A 23,574-nucleotide genomic window follows, 5' to 3' on the forward strand; every position below is an offset into this window, starting at 1 on the left:
GAACGGCCATAGGTGTGACAACTGAACACCCGTCGTTCCGTTCGCTGTTGACGACCCGTCGGGCGAAGCGCCTGCTGGCGCGCCCGGCCACCCCGGCGGTAGCGTGTCAACGCGCGTCCCGCTGCCGGGACGCCGGAACAGGACGGGAACGGGGGAACGGTGCCGGACGGACGCCTGCTCGCGGTCAGCGACCTGCACGTCGGCGTCGCCGAGAACCGCGGCACCCTCGAAGCGCTTCGACCCGCCGACCCCGACGACTGGCTGATCGTCGCGGGCGACGTCGCCGAACGGGTCCGCGACGTCGAGGCCACCCTGGGCTTCCTCGCCGGCCGCTTCGCCAAGGTCCTCTGGACCCCCGGCAACCACGAACTGTGGACCACCACCCAGGACCAGGTCGACCTCCCCGCCCCCGCCCGCTACCGGCTCCTGGTCGAACGCTGCCGCGCCCTCGGCGTCACCACCCCCGAGGACCCGTACCCGACCTGGCAGGGCCCCGACGGCCCCTGCGCGGTCGCCCCCGTCTTCACCCTCTACGACTACAGCTGGCGGGTCCCCGGCGTCACCGACAAGCAGCAGTCGCTGGCCCGCGCCCGCGACAACGGCGTGGTCTGCACCGACGAGTACCGGATCGATCCCGCCCCCTACCCCGGCATCGAGGACTGGTGCCGCGAACGGGTCGCGGCCACCGAGCAGGCCCTCGCCGCGCACGACCCCGCCCTCCCGCTGGTCCTGGCCGGCCACTGGCCGCTCGACCGCCGCCCCACCGACATCCTGCGCCACCCCGACTTCGCCCAGTGGTGCGGCACCGACCTCACCGCCGACTGGCACCGCCGCTTCAACGTCGCCGCCGTGGTCTACGGCCACCTGCACATCCCCCGCACCACCTGGTACGACGGCGTCCGCTTCGAAGAGGTCTCGCTCGGCTACCCCCGCGAGTGGCGCCGCCGCGGCCACCCGCGCGGCCTGCTCCGCCAGATCCTCCCCTACCCCGGCCCGCCCGAGCAGCCCGTCCCCGCCGAGCCGCCCGTCCCCGCCGAACCACCCGCGCCCTGACGGCCCGTTGACGGCGGCGGGCCCCGGGGCCGCAGACCCCGGGAACCGGTACGGAGGCGTGCACGCGGCCCGCGGAGCCGACCGGACGACCGCGCTCCGGCCGGGGAACGACGTTGAAACCGCCCGCCCGGCAGGGCGCGCTCCGCCGCGCGCCCGCCCCCGTCGGCCGGTCCGCCCGGCTCCGCGGCCGTGGGGAGTTGCCGGGGCCGGTGGGCCGCGTGAGGCTGGATGCGGCCCGAAGACGCGAGTGCGTCCGTCCGTCCGGCCGCGGGTCCGCGTTCCGCGCCGCGCCGCCGGTCAGCTGAGGACGCCCGACAGTTGGGATGTGGGTGACTTCCCCATGATCGATGCCAGAACCCATGCCGCCGCACTGGCCGAGCACCGGGAGGGCCTGGCCGCGGCGCCGGTCGACCCCGCGCTGCGCCCCGCCCTGGACGGCCTGCTCGCCGAGGTGGCCGACCACCCCGCGGACGCCGCCCTCGGCAGCCTGCTGGACCACCTGCTCCAGCACGCCCAGTCGGACGGCCTGGAACTCGACCTGCTCGCCGAGGCCGCCGCGATGTGGACCGAGGGGCTGGACCTCTACACGGAGATCGGCTCGGTGCGCACCGACGTCGAGGCCGCCCTCGCCGACCCGGCGCACCCGGACGCGGCGGCGAAGTACTGCGCGGCCACGGTGCGGCTGCGGAAGCTGGGCGAGCGGGTGCAGGGCAAGCACCTGGAGATCGAGGACCTGGGCCGGCGGCTCGGCGAGATGCGGCACGTCCCGGAGCACCCGCGGCAGGGCGACCTCCCGCTGGGCGCCTGGGGCTGGGGCGACGTCTTCCTGGCCCGGCGCACCGACGCCTTCGTCCGCACGGCCTTCGCGGAGGCGGCCACCCCCGCCACCCGGGCGACGGCCTTCGGCGTCCTGTCCGGCCACGCGGCGAACGCCGCCGGCTCGGCCTACCTGGGCAAGGTCGTCGGCGGGCCCCGGCGCAGCCACCGGTTCCGGGACCGGATCGCCCGCAACACCGTCGGCTGCTACCTGGCCCAACTGCGGCCGGAAGCCGGGGACTTCGGCCGGCTCGCGGCCGCGCTCCGGTACGACGCCGCCCCCGAGGCCCGGCTCCCCGACGACGCGGCGGCGTTCCTGGCCGAGGTGCTCGGGAAGACCTACGACCTCGGCGCGACGGCGCCGCTGCCGGACCTCCAGCTCGGGTACGCGCGCCTGGTGCGGCAGTTGGAGCTGCTCGGCACGTTCCGGCAGCCGTCCCGGCCGAAGCCGCCCGCCGACGTGTTCGTCCGGAAGCTGTGGGCCGACCCGGCGCACCCGCCGGCCCCGGTGATCACGACCGAGACGGCCACCCCGCCCGCCGTCGCCGACTCCGGGCTCGGCCCGGCCACCTACTCGGGGCCCGCGGTGCCCCCGTACCAGCGCCCGCCGACCGCGACGGACAGCACCCGGGACAGCGACAACCAGTGCGGCAGCTTCTGGCTGGGCGTGCTGGGGTTCCTCGTCTGGGCCGGGACGCTGAGCGGCCTGTGCTGGGAGGAGTGGGGGCACCACAGGTCGTGCAGCTTCTGGGACAAGCACGTGGCGGACAACTTCCGGCATGCGTTCGAAATCAGCCTCAGCCCCGAGCAGCAGGCCGCCCTCGCCGCGCAGCACCAGCCGCTCACCCCGGAGGAGTTCGCCGAGGCGGCCGACCTCCCCCAACTCACCCAGCTGGTGGGCCTGTTGTTCGACTTCCAGACCCGGCTCTGGGAGGCCCTGCGGAAGGCCGGCGGCTACCTGGCCGGATGCGGGCTGGCCGCGCCGGACGGGCGGCTGCACTACCCGCTGTACCGGCAGTTCCTGAAGGTCCCTTCGAGCGGTGACAACATCACGCCGCACCGCCCCGAGGCCGATCCGGTCGCGGTGTTCTACCGCTACCCGCTGACCCCGCTGGAGGAGCCGTCCGACGGTGGCGGCGGGCTGCCGGTCGGCACCGACCCCGGCTGGCTGCTGCGGGAGTCCACCGCCGCGGTGACCGCCCTGTGGACCGGGATCGCCCGGGGCGCGTCCGGCGAGGCCAACCCGGACCTCGACGCCGACCGGTTCCGCCGCTACGACTGCTGGGCCGCCGTCGGGTCGATCGACGACGACCCGGTGGACGTGCGGGTCCTCGGATACGACGAGACCTGAGGAGGACGGCCATGCCCGCGCGCAACGACGGCCGCGACCCGGAAGGCACCACCGACGACCGGCCGTACCTGTTCGTCCACAGCTACCCGCCGCCGGTCCTGCCGGCCGGTTCCTACCCGGTCGACAACGGCACCCGACCGGTGCCGCCGGAGGTCTGCTGGTACCTGTGCTCCGGCATCCAGCCGCTCACCGCCTTCCAGCCGGGGGAGGACCTGACCGTCCAGGTGACGGTCGGGAACTGGCAGGGCGGCAACAGCGAGTCGATCGCCTACCTGGGGCTGTGGTGGTCACCCCCGGTCAGCGGCCCGCTCGTCCCGGACGCCGACAAGTTCCTCGGCTTCACCACCGTGGTGGTGCCGCCGCACGGCGGGCAGGTGGTCTCCGACCCGCTGACCGGGAGGATCCCCGCGGACTCCGGCGACCACATCTGCCTGCTGGCCAAGGTCTGGCACCCGCTCGACCTGCCGCCCACGGACACCGCCGCCCCGGTCACCGACCGGCACTGGGCGCAGCACAACCTCGTCGTGCTGCCGTCCGGCAGCGCCGGGACCCTCCCGTTCCTGGCGTCCAACCCGCTGACGGAGGAGGCCGAGTACCTGGTCAGCGCGGGGCCCGTCCCGCCGACCCGCTGGGCGGGCTTCCGGCTCGACGGGGACCCGCGGCCGGTGGCGGCCGGGGCCGGGCCGGTCGTGCTCACCGGCCCGGACGGGCAGGAGCTGGCGCGCGGCGAGGGCGAGGCGTCCTGCACCCTCACCCTGGGCGGCGGGGAGCGGCGGCCGCTGGAGGTCACGATCGAACCGGCCGGATCGTTGGCGGCCGGGACGTTCGCGCCGTTCGAGGTCGTCCAGTACCGGCGCGGCGAGGAGGTCCCGGCCGGCGGGATCGGCATCGCGTTCACCGGAGGCTGAGCGGTCGGCCGCCCCGGCCCCGCCGGGAGCGGGGTGCGGCACGGCCGGCCCCCGGCCCGGGGCCGACCGCGCCGGTCGGTGGGGGAGTGCGCTCCCGGCGGGGGCGGGCGCTGTGGCACCATGGCGGTTCCGGCGCCCCGCCGCGGGGCCCGTTCGCACCCCGTTCCGAGGAGAGCGCCGATGACCGCCGCCGAGTCCACGTCCGCCCCGGCCACCGACCGGGCTTCCGACCCGGTCTTCCGGACCGCGGGGCCCGCGGACGTGCCGGCGCTGGTGGCGCTGGTGGAGTCGGCGTACCGGGGCGAGTCCAGCCGGGCCGGGTGGACGACCGAGGCGCACCTGCTGGAGGGGCAGCGCACCGACGCGGCCGCGGTGGCCGAACTGCTGGGCCGCCCCAACTCGGTGGTGCTGCTGGTCGAGCGGGACGGCGCCCCGGCCGCCTGCTGCCACCTGGAGCGGCGCGGTCCGGCGGCGTACTTCGGCATGTTCTCGGTCTCCCCGGCGATCCAGGGCGGCGGTCTGGGCCGCCGGGTGCTGGCCCGGGCCGAGGAGTGGGCCCGGGCCGCGTGGGGCTCGACCGCGATGGAGATGACGGTGATCGAGCAGCGCGCCGACCTGATCGCCTGGTACGAGCGGCGCGGCTTCGCCCGGACCGGCGAGTTCGAGCCGTTCCCCTACGGGGACGAGCGCTTCGGGGTGCCGCTCCGCTCCGACCTGCGGTTCGCCAAGCTGGTCAAGCCGCTGGCGCCGCAGGCCGGTTGACGGACCGTCACCAGGGCGACGGGGCGGGCGGGGCGACCACCGGCGGGCGGTCGTCGCAGGTGAGGGTGTTGGGCAGCTCCCACGGGGCGAGCCAGTCGCCGGTGGTGCCGCCGCCGGAGTTGCCGCCGAGGTCGGTGACCGCGAACTCGGAGCCGGCCGGGGTGAAGTGGAAGGTGCCGCAGTTGTTGACGCCGACGGCGCCGACGTTGCGGGCGGTCACGTTCTCGAAGCTGGCCGACCCGGCGACCCGGGCGCTGAGCACCGAGGTGCCGGTGCCGTCGATCCTGACGTCCTTGAACGCCAGGTCGGACAGCTTGTACTGGTCCTTCACTCCCCAGTCGGCGACCGCCATGATCGCGTTGTAGGTGGAGTCCAGGTAGTGGTCGCCGGTGACCTTGACGTCGGCGTCGATGTCCCGGTCGAGCACCTCGAACCAGATCGCGCCCAGGCCGATGTTCCAGTTCAGCTCGTAGGTGCCGGCCCGGACCGTGGTGTTGTCGGTGAAGTGCAGGTACCCGGCGAACGGCTCGGCGCCGAACCGGGAGCCGGCGTGCAGGCCGGAGCCCTCGCGGACCGGGTCGGCGACCAGGTTGTCCGAGACGGTGGTGTCGGTGCCGCCGTACACGGCGATGGCGTTGGCCAGGGTCGGCGACTGCACGGTGTTGTGGTCGATGACGGTGCGGGCGTCCGCGGTCTTCTCCGACCAGAGCGCGATGCCATCGTCGCCGGTGTTGCGCAGGAAGTTGTCGCGGATCACCGAGTCGGCCACGCCGGTGTGGAAGTTGATGCCGTCGGCGATCTGGTCGGCGATCTGGTTGCCGGTGATCTTCAGGTTCTCCATCGGGCCGTCCAGCCAGATGCCGACCTTGGTGTGGTGGATGTACAGGCCCTCGATGCTGGAGTCGCTGAACGCGCCGCCGATGCCGTTGACCTGGTCGGTGTCGATCCGCTCCCGGACGTCGCCCTCGACGGCGAACCCGGACAGGTGGACGTTGCGGCTGCCGCCCTGCGCCGCGTCCTTGCCGTAGACGCCGACGCCGGTGTGCACGCTGCCGTCCGGGGCGGGGGCGGGAAGGGTCTGCTGGGTGCCCTTGAGCACGGTGTACCAGCTGCCCGCGCCGATCACGGTGACGTCGTCGACCACCAGGTGCCGGTTGACCTGGAAGACGCCCGGCGGCAGGTAGACCGGCAGGTGCAGGGCCCTGGCGAGCTTGACCGCGCGGTCGATGGCGTCCGCGGAGTCGCGCCGCCCGGTCGGGTCGGCGCCCAGCGCCAGCACGTTGACGGCCTTCAGCTCGACGTGCGGGGCGGCGACCAGTTGCGAGTCCATCAGGTCGATCGCCGCCCACGGCGCCTTCGACCCGGCGGGCAGCGCGATGCGGACCTTGTCGCCCGCCTTGTAGGTGCGGCCCAGCAGCATGCGCTGCTCGTCGTACATGTGGCCGGGCCGGAACGGGGTGGAGACGGTCGGCGCGGGGGTGGTCGCGGCGGGCACGCAGCCGCACTCGGTGATCCACCAGTCCGGGTGCAGCAGCCCGGCCTTCGGGTCGTTGCTGAACGGGTACTGGTTGTACAGCCAGGAGTACTGGCTGGTGGCCGACAGCTGCCGGCGGTCCTTGCCGTTGACCGTGACGTCCAGCGGGGCGGTGGTCCCGCCGCCGTCCGCCGCGTCGGGGAGGCTGTAGCGGACGGTGATCGCGTTGGCGGCCGCGGGCAGGGTGAACTCCACGTACTGGCCGGGGGCCAGCTTCACCGCGCTGCGGCCGGACGCCTCCGCGGCCAGGGTGTACGCGGTGCGGTCGGCGGCGATCACGCTGCCGGTGGTGGCGGCGTGCTCGGCCTCCTGCTCCAGGAAGTCCACCCGGGCGCCGCGGCCCGCGGTCAGCGCCGGGTCGATCCCGGCCCGGGTCACCGCGGCGCCCCCGCCGCCGGAGGCGGGCGCGGCCTGCGCGGCCGGGGCGCACAGCGCGACCCCGAGCCCGAGCACGGAGGCGACGACCACCGCCCCCGCGCGGGCCGAACGGGACAGCGCGGAGCGGGAGGGGGATGCGGGGGCAGCAGTCATCGGGGACCGGCTCTCTGAAAGGCGTGGTGGAAGTGAGCCGACAGTAGGGGCGCGCGCCGCACCACCACAAGAGAGTTGCGCGGAAATTTCTCGCAGATGTCAGATTCTTGCGAAGTGAGAGTCAGTCGTTGCGGGGCGATCGGTCGCCGACCCACTCCAGGTACCGGCCCGACTCCCGGGTCAGGCCCATCAGGAACCACAGCAGCAGCGCCGTGTCGTCACCCCAGCCGATCACCGGCAGGAAGTCCGGCACCGCGTCCACCGGGCTGAGCAGGTACACCCCCACCGCCACCGTCAGCGCCGCCAGCTTCCCCGGCCCGACCCCCGGGTAGCGCCCCGCCAGCACGTCCCGCAGCAGCCGGGGCAGCGCCAGCGCCCGCGCCCCGAGCCCGGGCGCACCCGGCCGCCGGGTCTCCCGGTACAGCCCCCACGCCGAACGCGCCACCGCCGCCCCGTCCAGCCCGCGCACCCGGGCCGCCCGGCCCTTGCCCCTGCCCCTGCCCATGCGGTCCTCCCGGACGCTCCCGCCGACTTGCCCTCCACGGTACGGGACCGCGCCACCGCCCAGGGGCGGCGCGTTGCGCGCGGGTGGCGGTGCGGACGTGCGCGGTGCCGCGGCCCGGCCGATGCTGGCCGCATGACGAGCAACAGCACCGCCGAAGAGCCCCTGGTCCGGGTCGCCGAGTTCCGCACCGACAGCCGCTACCGGCTGGTCCACTTCCAGGGCGAGGGGTGGAAGCCGCTCGCCCCCGAGGAGTTCGAGCCCGAGCTGCACCACCACTTCCCCGACCTCGATCCGCACGACCCCGCCCGGGTGCACTGGGACGACCGCCCCTGGGAGTGGCCCGCCTGGCGCCCCGGCGAAGCCTGAACCGCGCACGCGCCGGAGCCCGTCCGGACCCGACCCCCGCGAGGGCCGGGCCCGGACGGGCTCCGGTGCGTGCGCGCGTGCCTCAGCGCTCCGCGGCCAGCAGCGCCAGCACCTCCTCGGTGGTGCCGGTCTCGCCCAGCCGCGGGAAGATCCGTTCGACACTGTGGCGGTGGGCCTCCGCGTCCATGTCGGTCATCGCGTCGACCACCGGCGTCACGTGGTAGCCGTGCTCGAACGCGGCCCGCGCGGTGGACTCCACGCCGATGCTGGTGGCCACGCCGGTCAGCACGATCTGGGTGACGCCCCGGCGGCGCAGCTGCACGTCCAGGTCGGTGCCGTGGAAGGCGCCCCAGTTGTGCTTGGTGACCACCAGGTCGGACGGGTCGTGCAGCTCGGCGGCCAACCGGTCCCAGCCCTCCGGGCGGGGCGCCGCGGCGCCGGCCCGGTTCTGCTCGGTGCGGCCGGGCGGCACGTCCCCGCCGTCGGCGGCGAAGGACACCCGCACCAGCACCACCGGCAGCTTCGCGGCGCGGAACGCGGCGGCCAGCGCCACGTTGCGGGCCAGCACCTCGGTGGTCGGGCAGGGGGCGCCGGGGATGGCGAGGATGCCCTGCTGGAGGTCGATGACGACCAGGGCGGTGTTCGGGTCGAGCGCGGTGACGGACACGGCGGGCCTTTCGTCGGGACGGCTGCGCGGACGGCCCGGGGCCCGGACTGTCCAGTTCCACTGCGCAGGTTACCTGTACAGTTCGGACGGTCCGGGCCCCGGGCCCACCACGCGCGGGCTCAGCCCGCCAGCTGCGCCTCGATCGCGGCCACCAGCTCCGCCGACTCCGGCTCGGTCCGCGGCCGGAACCGCCCGACCACCTCGCCGTCCGCCGACACCAGGAACTTCTCGAAGTTCCACTGCACGTCCCCGGCCTCGCCGGTCGCGTCCGCGACCTCGGTCAGCCGCGCGTACAGCGGGTGCCGCTGGGCCCCGTTCACGTCGATCTTCTCGAACAGCGGGAACGACACCCCGTACGTGGTCGAGCAGAACTCCTGGATCTCCTCCGCCGACCCCGGCTCCTGTCCCATGAACTGGTTGCACGGGAACCCGAGCACCGTGAACCCGCGCTCCCCGTACTTCTCCTGCAGCCGCTCCAGGCCCGCGTACTGCGGCGTCAGCCCGCACTTCGACGCCACGTTCACCAGCAGCAGCACCCTGCCCCGGTACTCGCCCAGCGAGGACGGCTCGCCCGCCAGCGTCCGGATCGGGAGCTCGAACAACGAATCCACCATGGCCTGAACCTGCCTTCTCGACGACGACGTGCCAATGCCCTCCGAACCTACCCCCGACACGGCGCCGTCCGACGCACGGTCCCCCGCCCCCGGCCCCCCGCGTGGTGCGATGGGCCGCCGGAACAGCGGCGAGACGACGAGACGAACGGACGGACGGCGATGACCCGGTACACCGACCTGCGGGCGGTCTTCCTCAACTGCACCCTCAAGCGCAGCCCCGAACGCAGCCACACCCAGGGCCTGATCGACATCAGCGCCGGCATCCTGCGCCGCCAGGGCGTCCAGGTCGAGGAGATCCGCGCCGTCGACCACGACATCGCCACCGGCGTCTGGCCCGACATGACCGAGCACGGCTGGGACACCGACGAGTGGCCCGTCCTCTACTCGCAGCTCATGAACGCCGACATCCTCACCCTGGCCGGCCCGGTCTGGCTCGGCGACAACTCCTCCGTCATGAAGAAGGTGATCGAGCGGCTGTACGCCTGCTCGTCCGTCCTCAACCAGCAAGGCCAGTACGCCTACTACGGCCGGGTGGGCGGCTGCCTGATCACCGGCAACGAGGACGGCGCCAAGCACTGCGCGATGAACGTGCTCTACAGCCTCCAGCACCTGGGTTTCGTGATCCCGCCGCAGGCCGACGCGGGCTGGGTCGGTCCGGCCGGGCCGGGACCGTCGTACCTGGACGAGGGTTCCGGCGGGCCGGAGAACGACTTCACCAACCGCAACGTCACCTTCATGACCTGGAACCAGCTGCACCTGGCCCGGATGCTGAAGGACGCGGGCGGCGTCCCGGCGCACGGCAACCAGCGCTCCGCGTGGGACGCGGGCTGCCGCTTCGACTTCGAGAACCCCGAGCACCGGTAGGGAGCTTCACCGGACCTGGTGGTCCTGGCTGGAGATGTACTCAAGAGCGCGACGGTGAGGGGGACTTGGGGGCGCTGCCCGGCGGGAAGGCCGTCGGCGAAGTGCTGTCGGCGAAGGCGATCGTGCGGTCCGGGGAGAAGGGCTGGCTCTGGTACGGGTCGGCGACGTGGACGACGCCGGGGACCTGGGCGGCTGCGGCGAGGCTGCGGCCCACGGCGGCCTTCGCGTTCTCGGCGTCGGGGGGGGTGGCGCCCGGGGGGCGGGGCGCCGATGCTCTTCGCACCCTCCGCCGCGAGGTGCGGCAGCGGTGGTGCCGAGTGCACAGGGCGGGGCGAAGGACTGTGCACCGTGGCGTATCCAGGGGCGGTCCGGATCGTGACAGTGGAGCACCACTGATCGACCGAGAAGGACAGAGGGATGCCGGAGTTGTCGACCGCGCGGCGAAGAGCGCGCAGAATTGCCGTCCTGGGCGCGGGTGCAGTCGCCACCGCCATGATCCGACGCCGTGCCCGCAGGCGTGGCCGGCCCCGCGGGCCGCTCGCCCGCGTCGGGCACGGGGGCGCACGCCCGGCCGGGGCGCCGGCGGCCGAGCAGGCCGTGCGGAGCCGGTGGGTGGTCTTCCTCGCCTACGGGCTGCTGGCGGTCGCGACCCAGGCGCTGTTCGTGACCTACGCGCCGGTGACGCAGGACGCCGCGCGGCACTTCGGCGTTCCGGTGGGCGAGATCGGTTGGCTGTCCCAGGTCTTCCCGCTGGTCTACGTCCTGCTGGCGATCCCGGCCGGCCTGGCGCTCGACCGGTTCCTGCGTCCGGCGCTCGTGCTGGGTGCAGTCCTCACCGCGGCCGGGGCGTTCCTGAGGCTGGTGGCCGACGACTTCACCTGGGCGTTCACCGGGCAGGCCGTCGCCGCGGTGGGACAGCCGTTCGTCCTGAACGCGATACCGGGTCTCGCCGTGGGCTACCTGGCGGAGCGGCACCGGGCCGCCGGCGTCGCCGCCGCGTCCTCCGCGACGTTCGCCGGCATGGTCGTGGGCTACCTGCTCGGCGCGTGCCTGCCCGGCGAGGGCAACATCCGCACCCTCACCTTCGTGACGGCCCTGGTCGCCCTGGACGCGGGGGTGTGTCTCGTCGCGGCCCTGCGCCTGCGCCCGTACGCGGGCCACGGGTCGGTCCCGGCGGCGGGGGGAGCGGGCGTCGACCGGGCCCTCCGGGTGGCGTTCGGCAATCGGCACGTACGACGGCTGTGCGCGGTCGCCGTCATCCCGATGGGGACGTTCATCGCCCTCGCGACGTTCGTGCAGCCCCTGCTGGCCCCGGCGGGCGTCTCCGAGCCCACCGCCGGGCTCGTCCTCGCGCTGACGATGATCGCCGGTGTGGTCGGCTGTGCGGTCGTGCCCGTCTGGGCGGACCGGCGCGGCCGCGAGGTCGAGGTCATGGGTGCCGCGATCGCCGTCACCGCGATGGCCTGCCTGCACCTGGCCCTGGTCCCGAGCGCGCTGACGGCGTTCGTCACGCTCCTCGGGACCGGGTTCATGCTGCTTCCCGCCCTTCCCATCGGGTTGTCCCTGAGCGAACGGCACGCGCCGGGGGCCGAGAGCACGGCGGCCGGGCTGATCTGGATGGCGGGCAACCTGGGCGGGGTCGTGCTGGCGACGGCGGTCGGACTGCTCGTCACCCGCCCCGCGCTCGCCTTCACGGCGCTGCTGGGCGCCACCCTGCTCGGCCTTCCGGCCCTCCACTGGTTCCGCAGGCTCGAACGCCCGGTCGACCCCGTGGTGTGAGGTCAGTGCGAGGCGGTCGCGAGGACGCCGGGCGCGATGTCCAGCACGAGGAGCGCTGCTGCGAGATGGGCCGGATTGTCCTCGACCTTGACCGCCGAGAGCTCGTTCGCGCGCGAGACCCGCCGCTCGACGGTGTTGCGGTGCACGTAGAGAGCGGCGGCGGCCCGGGTGGTGTTGAAGCCGCACTGCAGGTAGGTGAGCAGCGCCTGCCGCAGCGCCGGGTCGGCTCCGGCCAGCGGACCGAGGGTGTTGACGACGAACCGCCGGGCGCCGGCCCGGTCCTTGGTGAGCGCGTCGATCAGCTCGACGTCGGCGTAGGCGGTGAACTGCCGGTCGGACGCGAGCCGGACGACCAGGGCCTGCGCCGCGAGGGCGTCCTGGTGGCTGGACCGGAACCCTTCGAGTCCGCGGCCGGGCCTGCCCACCGCGCCGCGGACCCCGGGGGCCGCCGCCATGGCCTGCTCCACCCGGTACGGGTCCGGGACGTCCGCACCGGAGAGCCAGAGCCAGCGCGAGGCGGTGCTGGCACGGGCCACCAGGGTGCTGCGCTCCGGGGCCGGGGTGCTCACCGCCGCGACGGCCAGCTCCAGGGCGTCGACGTGCCGGGGGTCGTCGATCCACAGCACGAGACCGGTGTGCCAGCGCCCCAGCCGGTAGTGCAGACGCCCCTCCGCGAGGTCCTGCGCCATCGGTGCTCCGCCGGCGATCAGCTGGATCAACGCGATCGCCTCGGCGTCCGCGTTGCCCCTCGCCGCGGCGAGACTGGCTTCCCGCAGCGCCAGGACGGAGTCGAGGGCGTACTGGACCAGCGACTTCGCCGACACGTCCAGGACGTCCACCAGGAGGCCGCGGTCGGGGAACTGCGCCGCGCACTCCTCCAGCCACCGCCGCCAGCCCATGCCCAGGGCCACGCGCCAGGCGCCGACGAAGTCCGGCGCGATGCCGCGGGAGACGAGGTCGTTGATGTAGGCCGTGGCACGCGGGCCGACGTACGGCTCCACCCGCCGCCCCGGCTGCTGGACGTTCGCCGTCAGCCACTGCACGAGGTCGGAGCGGTTGAGCTCGCGGCCCTCCTCCGCCAGGGACGCGTCCGCGAGCAGGGCGGGGTCGTTGTGGGCCACGAGGGTGGGCGGGGTGAGGGCGTCGATCATGGCGTCCGTCTCGCTCATCAGGCTCTGGCACAGGGACCTGATCGCGTCGGCGACCTCGGGGGAAGGCGGGGGCCACAGCTCGTCCATGTCTGAAGTCTGCTCCTGATCTCGACAAGCCGGTGCACCCGGCGTGCGCCGCGGCACCGGCAGTGTGGGGGAGGGGGGAAGGGGGAGGCGGCGAGCCGGGGGAGGCCCGTACGTCGTTCTGCCGCCGTCGCCGGGCGGGGTCCGGGACACGGCCCCGTCCGGGGGGCGGTGCCCGACATGACCTAGCCTCGTCCTACGGAAGGGCTCGTCGGAGTCGGTCGGCCACCCGCCGGCCGGGCGGCCCCGGCTCTGGGACAGGCGGTGAACGGACATCGACAGCAGCAGGACGACCGACGGGGCGCCGGAAGGCTCGCCCGCCCCCGAAGGCTCCGCAGGTCCGCGGCTGAGGGAGATCAGGGCCGGTCGAGGGTTGTCGTTGACGGAGGCCGCGCACCGGGCGGGCGTCACCAAGGGCTTCCTCAGTCAGTTGGAGCGTGGCCTCACCAGCGTGTCCGTCCCGACGCTGCTGCGGATCTGCGAGGTGCTGCGGATCGGGGTGGGAGAGCTGTTCGACTACCCGGACGAGCCGGTCGTGCAGGGCGGGAGCCGGATCGACATGGGCGGTGAGGGTGTCGTCGAGTACCTGCTGACGCCTGCCGGCACCACGGAGTTCCAGGTCTTCCGCTCGGTGATCGAGCCGGGCGGGGGCACGGGCGGCCCCTACCGGCTCGATCCGGGGACCGTCTTCGCGCTGGGGCTGAGCGGCACCACCCGCCTGGTCGTCGGCGGCGAGACCCGGATGCTGTCGGCCGGTGCGTCCACTTCGTTCTCCGGCGGGGTGCTGCACCAGTTCGACAACCCCGGGCCGACGGTGAGCGAGGTCCTGTGGGTGGTGTCGCCCCCGCTCCTGCGCGCCGCCCCGGGGCCGGCCTAGAGGGCCTGGTCCCGTTTGCGCAGCTCCTCGCGGCGGATCTTGCCGGTGGCGGTCTTGGGGAGTTCGCCGACGAGGTGGATGCGGCGCGGCCGCTTGTAGGCGGCCAGGCGGTCGCGCACGAAGGCGTGGAGCTCGTCCGCCGTCGTGGTGGCCCCCGGTTTGAGGGACACGTGGGCGACGACGGCTTCGCCGCGGTAGGCGTCCGGTTCGCCGACCACGGCGGCCTCGAAGACCGCGGGGTGCTCGTAGAGGGCGTCCTCCACCTCGCGGGGCCAGACCTTGTAGCCGGAGGTGTTGATCTGGTCCTTGAGCCGGTCGACCAGGTAGACCCAGCCGTCCGGGTCGAGGACGGCGACGTCGCCGGTGCGCAGGCGCCCCCGGGGGAGCGCGGCGGCGGAGCTGTCGGGCTTCTCCCAGTAGCCGGAGACCACCTGGGGCGCGGAGACCTCGAGCTCGCCGGCGGTCCCGCACGGCAGGCCGGTGCCTTCGGCGTCGACGACGCGCACCACGACACCGGGGGTGGGCACGCCCACCGAGAGGGTGCCGTCGGCGGCGTGGAGGCGCGCGCGGCGTCCCGGGGGCACGGCGATGCCGCCCGCGGTGGTCTCGGTCATCCCCCAGACGTTGTGGAGGTAGTGGCCGAACCGCTGCTGGAACGCCTCCACGGTGGCCGGCGGTACGGGAGCGCCGCCGGAGTAGAGCAGCCGCACGTGGCGCAGGTGGTCGGCGCCCGCGTGTTCGAGCGCCATCAGGGCGTTGAACGCGGTGATCGACCCGAGGGTGAAGGTGACGCCGTGCTCGGCGAACGCGTCGAGCACGACCTCGGGCCGGTAGCGGCCGACCAGGACGAGTGCCGCGTCGTTGAGGACGGCCGTGGCGGCGTTGAGGATCACGCCGGAGATGTGGAACAGCGGGGCGATGCCCAGCACGACGTCGTCGGGCCCGAGGCGCACCCAGGCGCCGAAGTTGGCGGCGGAGTGCAGCACGTTGCCGTGGCTGTTCAGCGCGCCCTTGGGCGGCCCGGTGGTGCCGGAGGTGTAACAGATCAGCGCCGTGTCGTCGGCGCCGACGGCCGGCCGCCGCGGACGGTGTCCCGCGTACTGCGCCACCAGCGCCGACAGGTCCGCCAGTTCGCTGGACGCGGCGCCCCAGGCGACCCGGTCGTCGTTGCGGGTCTGCCAGTCGCGGTCGTTGACGCCGATCACCCAGGTGACGGAGGAGCCGGCGAGGGCGGCCGTCGTCCCGGCGGCGTCGGTGTGGGCCGCGAAGACGCCCACCGGTCGGCAGTCGTCGACCAGTCGGCGCAGTTCGCGGCCGCGGTACATCGGGTTGAGCGGCACGCCGATCGCGCCGGTCTTCCACAGGGCGAGGAGGATGACGAGGTAGTGCGGCACGCTCTGCAGGTGGATCGCGACCCGGTCGCCCCGGCCGACGCCCCGGTCCTGGAGCGCGGCCGCGAGGGCGTCCGAGGCCGCGTCGACCTGGGCGGCGGTCAGCGCGCCGTCGAAGTACCGGACGAGCACGCGGTGGGGGGCCCTCGCCACGCGCGCGTCCCAGGCCTCGGCGAGGCAGGCGTGGCGGAGCACCGGGTCGGGGTCGGTGCCGGCGGGGTAGCTCGCGAGCCAGGGCCGCTCGTCGGGCGGGGCTTCGAAACTGGGTGGGGTCATCGTCGACGTACCTTCCTCATCCGGTGGGGGGCGGTTCAGGCCCGGAACCCCGAGGTCCCGGCCCGGGTCATCACGATCGGCGCGACACCGGCGGTGCGGGACAGCCGCAGCACCATGTCGACCACCTCGACCACGTCCTCGACGGCGATCATCGACGCGGCGGGCACCCGGTCGGCGATCCACGAGGTCATGTCGGTGGCGACGTAGGCCGGCGCGATCGAGGTGGCCCGGACGCCCGCCGCGGACTCCTCCTGGTGGACGGCCTCCAGGTACCGCAGCAGGGCCGCCTTGCTGGCGCCGTAGACCGAGTAGCCGGCGTCGGCGTGGACGCCGGTGATCGACGACAGCCCGATGATGCTGGCGCCGTGCCGCGGGTCGGCGGCGGCGCCCGTGCGGAGCAGCGGCAGTGCCCGCTGGGTCAGCCGCATCGAGGCCACCAGGTTGACCTGCAGGGTCCTGGCCATCCGGTGCGCCGGGAAGTCGGCGGCGCGGGCGACCGTGCCGACGCCGGCGTTGAGGACCAGGGCGCTCATCGCGCCGAAGGCGTGCCGGTGCAGCTCGGCGAGCCGGTCGGCCGCGTCCTCGGCGGCGAGGTCGACGGCCAGCCGCGCGACGTGCGGCGCGCCGGCGGCGCGCAGCTCCCCGGCGAGTTCGGCCAGGTGGTCGGCGTTGCGGGCGGTGACCGTCAGGCCCCACCCGTGCCGGGCGAGCCGGGTGGCGATGCCCCGGCCGATGCCGCGGGAAGCGCCGGTGACCAGCGCGGTCCGGAGGGAGGAGTCCGTCATGCCGTCCCCCGCAGTGCGGCGTGCGCGAGGTCGAAGTAGCGGGCGACGGATTCGCCGGCACCGGCGTAGCCCGCGGCGCCGTCGCCGGCGCCCGCCCGGTGGCGGTGGGCGATGCCGGCGGCGATGACGCCGATCTTGAAGTAGGCCAGGGCGAGGTGGAACTCCCAGTCGCGGAGCGGGACGCCGCCGGCCCGCTCGTACCGCTGCGCGAGGCCGGACGCCTCGGGCAGCCGGGGGCTGGTCCAGGAGCTGGGCGCGCCGACGATGAGGTCGAAGACCCGGTCGCGGTAGGCGCACATCAGGGCGACGTCGGCCACCGGGTCGCCGATGGTGGACAGCTCCCAGTCGACGACCGCGGCGATCTCGGCCCCGCCGGTCGCGCCGCCGAGGCGGACCAGGGTGTTGTCGAGGCGGTAGTCGCCGTGCACGACCGAGACGTGGTGCCGGCCCGGCAGGCGTGCGCGCAGCAGCTCCGCGACCCGCTCGCCGGCCGCGGCCAGCTCGGGTGTGCCGACCAGCGTCCACTGGCCGGCCCACCGCCTGAGCTGCCGCTCCGCGTAGGCGTCCGGGCGGCCGAACCGTTCCAGTCCGACCGCGACGTGGTCGACCCGGTGCAGGGCGGCGAGCACCTCGATCAGCCGGGTGACGACCTCGTCGACCTCCGCGTCGCCGAGCGGCGCCAGTTCGGTGGCGAGACGCAGCGACCGGGCGTCGACGTGCTCGACCACGGTGAACGGCACGCCGAGCACCGACGGGTCCTCCACCAGCAGCACGGGCCGCGCCACCGGCACCCCGGTCGGGAGCAGGGCCGAGGTGACGGTGAACTCCCGCGCCACGTCGTGGGCGGACGGCGTGTGCCCGGCGCGCGGCGGGGTGCGCAGCACCCAGGTCGACGTGCCGTCGGTGAGCCGGTAGGTGAGGTTGGAGCGTCCTCCGGCGATCGGTTCGGCCCGCAGGGGGCCGGCCGGCGTCGTGCCCCTCTCGCGCAGCGCCGTGGCCAGCCGGGCGAGTTCGGCGTCGGCGAGCCGCGTGCCGAGCGGGGTGGCGGCGGTCCTGTCGTCGCTCATCCGGTCACCGCCCCGCGACGGCGCGCAGCGCCCGGCGGGCGAGGGACCAGCGGTGCACCTCGGAGGGGCCGTCGTAGATCCGGAACGGCCGCAGCTCGCGGGCGATCTTCGCGACCGGCAGGTCGCGGGAGACGCCGAGGCCGCCGCACATCTGCACCGCACGGTCGACGACCCGGTGCAGCGCCTCGGCCGCGAACGTCTTGGTGATCGAGGTCTCCCGGGAGGCGCGTTCGCCGGCGTCGAGGCGCCGGCACGCGTCGAGCAGCAGCGCCCGGGTGGCGGCGAGGTCGATCTCGCTGTCGCCGATCATCTGGTGGATCATCCCCTGGTCGGCGAGCCGCGAGCCGAAGGCCTCCCGGTCGCTGACGTAGCGCAGGGCCGTCTCGTGGGCCCGCTGCGCCGCGCCCGTCCAGCGCATCACGTGGGTCATCCGGGCGGGGCCGAGCCGCACCTGCGCGTAGCGCATGCCCTCGTCGACGCCGCCCAGGACGTCGTCGTCGGGCACGAACAGGTCGGTGAAGCGGAGTTCGCAGTGCCCGCCGAGCATGCTCCGGTCGACCGTCTCGACGTGCCGCACCACCTCGATGCCGGGCGAGTCGGCGGGGGCGAGGAACATCGTCGCGCCGTCGGCCGAGCCGGGCTCACCGCTGGTGCGGGCCATGACGATCAGGAAGCCCGCTCCGTCGGCCCCCGTGATGAACCGCTTCCGGCCCTCGACCAGCCAGCCGCCGTCGACGCGGCGCGCCGTGGTGCGCAGCATGCCGGGGTCGGAGCCGGCGCCGGGCGAGGGCTCGGTCATGGCGAACGCCGAGCGGCACCGGCCCTGCACCAGCGGCGCCAGGTAGCGCTCCCGCTGGGCGGGCGAGGCGACGCGGTCGAGCAGGTGGACGTTGCCCTCGTCCGGGGCGTTGACGTTGATCGCCATCGGCCCGAACAGCGAGCGGCCCGCCGCCTCGAACACCTCGATCCGGTCGACCATGCCGAGGCCGAGGCCGCCGTGCTCCACCGGGCCGTGCGGGGCCAGCAGGCCGCGCTCCCGGGCCAGGCCCTGCAGCCGGATCCGCAGCGCCTCTCCTCCGGCGGCCCGGACGTCGCCGTCGAACGCGTCGTCGACGGGGAGGACCTCCTCGGCGACGAAGTTCCTGACCCGCTCGGCCAGTTCGGCCGTCGTGCCGTGCTCACTCATGGGGGACCCCCGCATCGAGTCGTTGGTGGGTGGTGGGGTGACACGTGGGCAGGACGAGTGCCTGCACCGGGCCCGCCAGGCCGAGGAAGGCCGGCACCGGGGCGACGATCGTGCGCCACGCGGACCGCCGCTCCGCTGCGGAGGAGGACGAGGGGGCGCGGTGCCGGGGGTGGACGACGTGCCCTCCGGCGAAGGGACCGGCCATGTGGCCACCTTTCGGCCTGCGGCCCGGTACGGGCTCGCCAGGGGTGTTTAGCAGCAGTAAACGACGCAAACGTCTATCACGCAGGTGGGGGAGCCACAAGGCTTTCGGCACCCCTCGGCCGACTTGTGCACGGTGCACCGGGCCCGCTGCGAAACGGGTGCGCGCTGTCGTTCCCGCCCGTGGCCGGGGTTGGCGACAGTGAGGTCACGACCCCGGGAACAGCGAGGAAACGCCATGACAACCAAGGTGCTCGACACCGTCGAGGAGTTCGACGTGGTCATCATCGGAGCGGGCATCTCCGGAATCGGTGCGGCCAGCTACTTCGGCCGGGAACTCCCCGGCAAGTCCCTGCTCGTGCTCGAGGGCCGCGACAACATCGGCGGCACCTGGGACCTCTTCCGCTATCCGGGCATCCGCTCGGACTCCGACCTCCACACCTTCGGCTACGCGTTCAAGCCGTGGCGCCACGAAGCGGCGATCGCCGACGCGCCGCTGATCCGGGACTACCTCCGGGAGACGGCCGAGGAGAACGGTCTGGAGCGCCTCATCAGGTTGCGCCACCGGGTCGTCGGGGCCGAATGGTCCTCGCTCGACCGCCGGTGGACCCTCACGGTGGAGGTGGCCGACCCCGCCGGCGGGCCGAGCACGACGAAGACCGTCCGCGCCGGATGGGTGTTCGCGGCCACCGGCTACTACCGGTACGACGAGGGCTTCTCCCCCCGTTTCCCCGGGCAGGAGGACTTCGAGGGCGCGGTCGTCCACCCCCAGCACTGGCCCGAGGACCTGGACTACAGCGGCAAGAAGGTCGTCGTCATCGGCAGCGGCGCGACCGCGATCACCCTGGTGCCGTCGATGGCCACCGGGCCGGGCGCCGCCCGGCACGTGACGATGCTCCAGCGGACCCCGACGTACGTGCTGGCCCTGCCGCGCGTCGACAAGCTCGCCCTGACGCTCACCAAGGTGCTCGGCGAGGAACGCGGGTACGCCGCGACGCGGTTCAAGAACATCTGGCTCGACCGCGCGGTCGTCAAGGGACTGCGCACGTTCCCGAAGGCCGGACGACGGCTGATCCGGTACGAGAACCGCAAGCGGCTGCCCAAGGGGTTCGACGTCGACAAGCACTTCAACCCGCCGTACGACCCGTGGGACCAGCGGCTGTGCCTGGCCCCGGACGGCGACTTCTTCGACGCGATCAAGAACGGTCACGCGAGCGTCGTCACCGACACGATCACGCGGTTCAGCAGGCGCGGCGTCGTGCTCGGCTCGGGCGAGGAACTGGAGGCCGACGTCGTCGTCACCGCGACGGGGCTGAACCTGCAGCTCTTCGGCGGCATGCCGATCGTGGTCGACGGCCAGGAGGTCGACCTCGCGGACGCGGTCTGCTACCGCGGGATGCTGCTGAGCGGGATCCCCAACTGGGCGATGGCGATCGGCTACACCACGTCGTCGTGGACGCTCAAGGTGAGCCTGATGTGCCGTTACTTCATCGACCTCGTCCGGCACATGGACGCCCACGGGTACGACCGGGTGGTCCCGGTCGCCCAGCCCGGGATGGAACGCAGGCCGGTGATGGACCTGAAGGCCGGCTACGCCAAGCGCGCCGAGCGCACGCTCCCCAAGCAGGGCCTGGAGAAGCCCTGGCGGATGGCGCTGTCCTACCCCGAGGACGCCAAGGCGCTGCGCGGACCGGTCGCCGACGACAACCTCGTGTTCGGCAGCGCCCGCCGGGTCACGCACCCGTCCGACGGGGGGCGAGCGACCCGTGCCTGACTCCAGCCGCGCGGCCGCCGCGGACCGGTACGCGGACCTGCCGTCCGGCATGACGATCTGCTTCCGCGACCACGGCGACCGGACCGCCCCCGCCGTCCTGCTCGTCGCCGGACTGGGCGAGGACCTCACCTTCTGGACCCAACCGTTCTTCGACGCGCTCGTCGCCCGCGGCTTCCGGGTCGTCGCGATCGACAACCGCGACGCCGGCCGGTCGACGTTCGTCACCGCACCGCCTCCCGCCCTCTGGCGGCAGATCCTCGCCCGCCCGCGCGGCGACGCCTACACGCTGGCCGACATGGCGCAGGACGCCGTCGGCGTCCTCGACCACCTCGGGATCGCCCGGGCCCACCTGGTCGGGCGGTCGATGGGCGGGATGATCGCGCAGACCGTCGCGGCCACGACGCCCGAGCGCGTCCTGTCGCTGACCTCCCTCTACTCGACCACCGGGGCGAGGAAGGCCGGCCGGCCGGCGCTCTCGACGATCCGGCTGCTCGCCGCCCCGCCGGCCCGGAACAGGACCGACGCGGTCCGGGCCCACCTGCGGATCACCCGGCACATCGCGGGACGGGGGTACCCCATCGACGACGCGGCCGAGGCGGCCGTCGCGGCGCGCGGCTGGGACCGCAGCGCCGGTGACCCGGCGGCCGGCGTGGCGCGCCAGATCCAGGCCATCCAGCGTTCCGGGGACCGGACGGCCCAGTTGAGCAGGATCACCGCACCGACGCTGGTCGTCAACGGCGACCGGGACCTGCTGGTCGACCCGAGCGGCGGCGCCGCGACCGCGAAGGCGATCCGCTCGGCCCGGCACGTGGTCGTCCCCGGCATGGGACACCACGTCCCCGAGGCCCTCGTCGGCCCCGTCACCCAGTACATCGCGCAGCACGCGGCCCGCGTGGGCGAAGGAGGAAACCATGTCCGCACCCCTTGAGCACGGCTCCCGGGACGCCAGGGTCGACGTCGTGGTCGTCGGCGCCGGCTTCGCCGGCCTGAGTGCCGCCGAACGTTTGACGGGCCAGGGCCGCTCGGTCCTGGTCGTGGAAGCCCGCGACCGGGTCGGCGGCCGGTCGTTCTCCGGCGAAGTGGCAGGCGTGAAGGTCGACCTCGGAGCGACGTGGGTGTCGCGACGCCACACCGCCATCCGGGACCTCGCGCACCGGATGGGGTGCACCACGACCTACCAGTTCGCCCAGGGGCGCAACGTGCTGTGGTTGGCAGGCCGGCGCCGCACCTACAGCGGCACCATTCCCAAGGTCTCCCCCGCGACCCTGGTGGACATGGCCCGCATGCAGGCGGCGCTGAACAAGCTGGTCGCGACCGTCGACGTGAGCGCCCCGTGGGAGACGCCCGGGGCGGGCCGGCTCGACGCCGTCTCGTTCGGCGAGTGGCTCGACCGGAAGAACGCGCTGCCCGGCACCCGGGCGCTGATGACCATCGTCAGCAAGGTGCAGTGGGGCTGCACCCCGGGCGACGTCTCCCTGCTGCACGTCCTGCGCTACATCCGCGCGGCGGGCGGGCTCGACCACATGCTGGACGTCGAGGACGGAGCGAACGAGTACCGGTTCGTCGAAACCACCCAGGAGATCGCCGAGCGGCTGGCGGAGCACCTCGGCGACCGCGTGCGCCTGGCGACACCGGTGCGCCGCATCACGCAGGACGGCAACGGCGTCACCGTCCACACCGACTCCGGCGAGATCCACGCCGGGTACGCGATCGTCACGGCCGCCCCGGCGCACCGCGCCACCATCGCGTTCGAACCCGCCCTGCCCGAGCGGGCCGAGGGGCTCACCCGGACCTGGCGCATGGGCGTCCTCAGCAAGGCCTTCGTGGCCTACGACAAGCCCTTCTGGCGGGCCGACGGCTGCTCCGGCGAGGCGGTGACCGACACCGGGACCGTGTTCATCACCTTCGACGTGTCCCCCGCCTCTGCCGGACCGGGCGTCCTGATGACCTTCTGCGACCCCCGCGTCTTCGACGGCTTCGGCCCCGAGACCCGACGCGACCTGGTCGTCCGGCAACTCGTCGACCTCTACGGCCCGCAGGCCAGTACCCCGATCGACTACCTGGACCACCGCTGGGGAGCGGAGCCGTTCGCCCCGGGCGGCCCCCACCCGGTCGCCGGCCCCCACGCGACCGTGAGCTACGCCCGGGCGCTCACCGAGCCCCACGGGCGCATCCACTGGGCCGGCACCGAAACCGCCGGCGAGTGGGCCGGCACCATGAACGGCGCGGTCCTGACGGGCCAGCGCACCGCCGAGGCCGTCGCTGCCCTCCTGTCCCGCGACGTGCGCGAGGGGGCGCCGAGATGAAGGTGGCCCTGTTCCTGCTGGCCGACCTGTGGATGATCTTCGCCGGCTACTTCTACGGCTGGACCTTCATCCGCCGCTACGGCAACTACCTCCTCGGCCTCGAGACGATGGTGGTCGCCACCTCCGGCAGCAACTTCCTGGTCTGGTCGCTGCTGGGCGCCGACCCGGGCAGCGTCCTGTACGACGTGGCCTACTTCTTCGACGCCTTCTCCAGGTCCGTCGGCATCACGGTCATCCTGGTCATGGGTCTGATGGGGGTCACCCACCGCTACCGGCCGAGCCGGGGCGTCGACATCGCCGTGTTCGCAGCCGCGGTCGCGGCCGGCCTGTTCCTGCGGCCGTTCCACGGCGCGGACCTGCACACCGACCGCGCCGCGTTCCGGGTCGCCGTGTTCTACGTCGCCGTCAACCTCCTCACGGCGGTCTTCCTCGGGTACTTCGTCAAGCGGCTCTGGCAGGCGGGCGCGAGGCGGCCGGCGATCTGGACGGCACTGGCCACGGCCGCCGGGACCACCATCGCGCTCCTCTACGACTTCTTCCCCCTGCCGTTCGACGACGCCGACCGCACGGTCTTCTACACCGCCGCGCTGGCCACCTGGGGCACCCAGATCTTCGTCTACTTCCGCGCCTACCGCGCGCTGCACGACCGCACCGCCGCCTCGGACGCGAACCCGGCCCGCACGGTCGGAACCCCCGCATGAACCCCGGACACGAGGAAGGAACCAG

22 protein-coding genes are annotated in these 23,574 nt (G+C 74.1%); 12 read left to right on the forward strand and 10 right to left on the reverse strand.

Features of this window, described 5'->3' with window-relative positions:
* Positions 1-159: 159 nt before the first annotated feature.
* The 4 genes from EDD39_RS20045 (at position 160) to EDD39_RS20060 (ending at position 4,890) form a co-directional block, all read left to right on the forward strand.
* Positions 160-1,053 carry a metallophosphoesterase family protein gene (locus EDD39_RS20045; RefSeq protein ID WP_123557906.1) on the forward strand — a complete coding sequence of 298 codons (894 nt, stop codon included), beginning with the start codon at positions 160-162 and terminating at the stop codon, positions 1,051-1,053.
* A gap of 340 nt (positions 1,054-1,393) precedes the next feature.
* On the forward strand, positions 1,394-3,220 hold the full coding sequence (locus EDD39_RS20050; protein WP_123557908.1) for a hypothetical protein: 1,827 nt from the start codon (positions 1,394-1,396) through the stop codon (positions 3,218-3,220).
* An 11-nt stretch (positions 3,221-3,231) separates the two neighbouring features.
* On the forward strand, positions 3,232-4,128 hold the full coding sequence (locus EDD39_RS20055) for a hypothetical protein (RefSeq protein ID WP_123557910.1): 897 nt from the start codon (positions 3,232-3,234) through the stop codon (positions 4,126-4,128).
* Positions 4,129-4,308: 180 nt separating this feature from the next.
* Entirely contained in the window at positions 4,309-4,890 is a 582-nt protein-coding gene (locus tag EDD39_RS20060) for a GNAT family N-acetyltransferase (protein ID WP_123557912.1), read from the forward strand.
* Positions 4,891-4,897: 7 nt separating this feature from the next.
* Here the strand turns inward: EDD39_RS20060 and EDD39_RS20065 are convergent, their stop codons facing one another.
* Positions 4,898-6,955 carry a glycosyl hydrolase family 28-related protein gene (locus EDD39_RS20065; protein ID WP_123557914.1) on the reverse strand — a complete coding sequence of 686 codons (2,058 nt, stop codon included), beginning with the start codon at positions 6,953-6,955 and terminating at the stop codon, positions 4,898-4,900.
* A gap of 121 nt (positions 6,956-7,076) precedes the next feature.
* Positions 7,077-7,460, reverse strand: coding sequence for a YkvA family protein (locus EDD39_RS20070; RefSeq protein WP_123557916.1), 384 nt, complete (start codon positions 7,458-7,460; stop codon positions 7,077-7,079).
* Positions 7,461-7,592: 132 nt separating this feature from the next.
* Between EDD39_RS20070 and EDD39_RS20075 the strand changes: the two genes are divergently transcribed.
* Positions 7,593-7,826 carry a hypothetical protein gene (locus tag EDD39_RS20075; protein ID WP_030461700.1) on the forward strand — a complete coding sequence of 78 codons (234 nt, stop codon included), beginning with the start codon at positions 7,593-7,595 and terminating at the stop codon, positions 7,824-7,826.
* Positions 7,827-7,908: 82 nt separating this feature from the next.
* Here the strand turns inward: EDD39_RS20075 and EDD39_RS20080 are convergent, their stop codons facing one another.
* The gene (locus tag EDD39_RS20080; protein WP_123557918.1) at positions 7,909-8,493 is read right to left on the reverse strand and encodes an isochorismatase family protein; all 585 of its coding nucleotides are present in this window, start codon (positions 8,491-8,493) and stop codon (positions 7,909-7,911) included.
* Between the two features lie 119 nt (positions 8,494-8,612).
* A complete protein-coding gene (locus EDD39_RS20085; protein ID WP_123557920.1) occupies positions 8,613-9,107 on the reverse strand; it encodes a glutathione peroxidase in 495 nt (164 codons plus the stop codon).
* Positions 9,108-9,266: 159 nt separating this feature from the next.
* Between EDD39_RS20085 and EDD39_RS20090 the strand changes: the two genes are divergently transcribed.
* A complete protein-coding gene (locus EDD39_RS20090; RefSeq protein ID WP_123557923.1) occupies positions 9,267-9,971 on the forward strand; it encodes a flavodoxin family protein in 705 nt (234 codons plus the stop codon).
* 40 nt (positions 9,972-10,011) lie between these two features.
* Here EDD39_RS20090 and EDD39_RS39675 read toward each other — a convergent pair whose 3' ends face one another.
* Positions 10,012-10,185: a hypothetical protein gene (locus EDD39_RS39675; protein WP_162870066.1), complete on the reverse strand. Its 174-nt coding sequence runs from the start codon at positions 10,183-10,185 to the stop codon at positions 10,012-10,014.
* A gap of 398 nt (positions 10,186-10,583) precedes the next feature.
* On the opposite strand from EDD39_RS39675, the gene EDD39_RS20095 reads away from it, so the two are divergent.
* Positions 10,584-11,750, forward strand: coding sequence for an MFS transporter (locus EDD39_RS20095; protein WP_244256833.1), 1,167 nt, complete (start codon positions 10,584-10,586; stop codon positions 11,748-11,750).
* 2 nt (positions 11,751-11,752) lie between these two features.
* On the opposite strand, the gene EDD39_RS20100 is transcribed toward EDD39_RS20095, so the two are convergent.
* Positions 11,753-12,988, reverse strand: coding sequence for a PucR family transcriptional regulator (locus EDD39_RS20100; protein WP_123557928.1), 1,236 nt, complete (start codon positions 12,986-12,988; stop codon positions 11,753-11,755).
* A gap of 343 nt (positions 12,989-13,331) precedes the next feature.
* On the opposite strand from EDD39_RS20100, the gene EDD39_RS20105 reads away from it, so the two are divergent.
* A complete protein-coding gene (locus tag EDD39_RS20105) occupies positions 13,332-13,862 on the forward strand; it encodes a helix-turn-helix domain-containing protein (protein ID WP_279634000.1) in 531 nt (176 codons plus the stop codon).
* Here the strand turns inward: EDD39_RS20105 and EDD39_RS20110 are convergent.
* The 4 genes from EDD39_RS20110 to EDD39_RS20125 are packed head-to-tail and all read right to left on the reverse strand — an operon-like array spanning position 13,859 to position 18,567.
* Complete coding sequence (locus EDD39_RS20110) at positions 13,859-15,529, reverse strand: class I adenylate-forming enzyme family protein (RefSeq protein WP_123557932.1); 1,671 nt, start codon at positions 15,527-15,529, stop codon at positions 13,859-13,861. The genes EDD39_RS20105 and EDD39_RS20110 overlap by 4 nt on opposite strands.
* Positions 15,530-15,564: 35 nt before the next feature.
* The gene (locus EDD39_RS20115) at positions 15,565-16,314 is read right to left on the reverse strand and encodes an SDR family NAD(P)-dependent oxidoreductase (protein ID WP_123557934.1); all 750 of its coding nucleotides are present in this window, start codon (positions 16,312-16,314) and stop codon (positions 15,565-15,567) included.
* A complete protein-coding gene (locus EDD39_RS20120) occupies positions 16,311-17,381 on the reverse strand; it encodes a phosphotransferase family protein (protein ID WP_123557936.1) in 1,071 nt (356 codons plus the stop codon). Before EDD39_RS20120 ends, EDD39_RS20115 begins: the two co-directional genes overlap by 4 nt.
* A 4-nt stretch (positions 17,382-17,385) precedes the next feature.
* The gene (locus EDD39_RS20125; RefSeq protein ID WP_123557938.1) at positions 17,386-18,567 is read right to left on the reverse strand and encodes an acyl-CoA dehydrogenase family protein; all 1,182 of its coding nucleotides are present in this window, start codon (positions 18,565-18,567) and stop codon (positions 17,386-17,388) included.
* Between the two features lie 439 nt (positions 18,568-19,006).
* Here EDD39_RS20125 and EDD39_RS20130 point away from each other — a divergent pair, with 439 nt between their 5' ends.
* The 4 genes from EDD39_RS20130 to EDD39_RS20145 are packed head-to-tail and all read left to right on the forward strand — an operon-like array spanning position 19,007 to position 23,549.
* Complete coding sequence (locus EDD39_RS20130) at positions 19,007-20,542, forward strand: flavin-containing monooxygenase (RefSeq protein ID WP_123557940.1); 1,536 nt, start codon at positions 19,007-19,009, stop codon at positions 20,540-20,542.
* Positions 20,535-21,470 (forward strand): alpha/beta fold hydrolase, encoded by a 936-nt coding sequence (locus EDD39_RS20135; protein WP_208765541.1) that lies wholly within the window; start codon positions 20,535-20,537, stop codon positions 21,468-21,470. The genes EDD39_RS20130 and EDD39_RS20135 overlap by 8 nt, the downstream gene beginning before the upstream one ends.
* Positions 21,454-22,848, forward strand: coding sequence for a flavin monoamine oxidase family protein (locus EDD39_RS20140; protein ID WP_123557942.1), 1,395 nt, complete (start codon positions 21,454-21,456; stop codon positions 22,846-22,848). Before EDD39_RS20135 ends, EDD39_RS20140 begins: the two co-directional genes overlap by 17 nt.
* Positions 22,845-23,549: a transporter gene (locus tag EDD39_RS20145; RefSeq protein ID WP_123557944.1), complete on the forward strand. Its 705-nt coding sequence runs from the start codon at positions 22,845-22,847 to the stop codon at positions 23,547-23,549. The genes EDD39_RS20140 and EDD39_RS20145 overlap by 4 nt, the downstream gene beginning before the upstream one ends.
* The last annotated feature ends 25 nt before the right edge of the window (positions 23,550-23,574 follow it).

The organism is Kitasatospora cineracea (assembly GCF_003751605.1).
GTDB classification, from domain to species: domain Bacteria; phylum Actinomycetota; class Actinomycetes; order Streptomycetales; family Streptomycetaceae; genus Kitasatospora; species Kitasatospora cineracea.

Coding starts and splice junctions, on each gene's coding strand:
- EDD39_RS20050 (WP_123557908.1), top strand. CDS start 1,394: ATGATCGATGCCAGAACCCATGCCGCCGCACTGGCCGAGCACCGGGAG.
- EDD39_RS20055 (WP_123557910.1), top strand. CDS start 3,232: ATGCCCGCGCGCAACGACGGCCGCGACCCGGAAGGCACCACCGACGAC.
- EDD39_RS20060 (WP_123557912.1), top strand. CDS start 4,309: ATGACCGCCGCCGAGTCCACGTCCGCCCCGGCCACCGACCGGGCTTCC.
- EDD39_RS20065 (WP_123557914.1), bottom strand. CDS start 6,955: ATGACTGCTGCCCCCGCATCCCCCTCCCGCTCCGCGCTGTCCCGTTCG.
- EDD39_RS20070 (WP_123557916.1), bottom strand. CDS start 7,460: ATGGGCAGGGGCAGGGGCAAGGGCCGGGCGGCCCGGGTGCGCGGGCTG.
- EDD39_RS20075 (WP_030461700.1), top strand. CDS start 7,593: ATGACGAGCAACAGCACCGCCGAAGAGCCCCTGGTCCGGGTCGCCGAG.
- EDD39_RS20085 (WP_123557920.1), bottom strand. CDS start 9,107: ATGGTGGATTCGTTGTTCGAGCTCCCGATCCGGACGCTGGCGGGCGAG.
- EDD39_RS20090 (WP_123557923.1), top strand. CDS start 9,267: ATGACCCGGTACACCGACCTGCGGGCGGTCTTCCTCAACTGCACCCTC.
- EDD39_RS20100 (WP_123557928.1), bottom strand. CDS start 12,988: ATGGACGAGCTGTGGCCCCCGCCTTCCCCCGAGGTCGCCGACGCGATC.
- EDD39_RS20110 (WP_123557932.1), bottom strand. CDS start 15,529: ATGACCCCACCCAGTTTCGAAGCCCCGCCCGACGAGCGGCCCTGGCTC.
- EDD39_RS20115 (WP_123557934.1), bottom strand. CDS start 16,314: ATGACGGACTCCTCCCTCCGGACCGCGCTGGTCACCGGCGCTTCCCGC.
- EDD39_RS20120 (WP_123557936.1), bottom strand. CDS start 17,381: ATGAGCGACGACAGGACCGCCGCCACCCCGCTCGGCACGCGGCTCGCC.
- EDD39_RS20125 (WP_123557938.1), bottom strand. CDS start 18,567: ATGAGTGAGCACGGCACGACGGCCGAACTGGCCGAGCGGGTCAGGAAC.
- EDD39_RS20130 (WP_123557940.1), top strand. CDS start 19,007: ATGACAACCAAGGTGCTCGACACCGTCGAGGAGTTCGACGTGGTCATC.
- EDD39_RS20140 (WP_123557942.1), top strand. CDS start 21,454: ATGTCCGCACCCCTTGAGCACGGCTCCCGGGACGCCAGGGTCGACGTC.
- EDD39_RS20145 (WP_123557944.1), top strand. CDS start 22,845: ATGAAGGTGGCCCTGTTCCTGCTGGCCGACCTGTGGATGATCTTCGCC.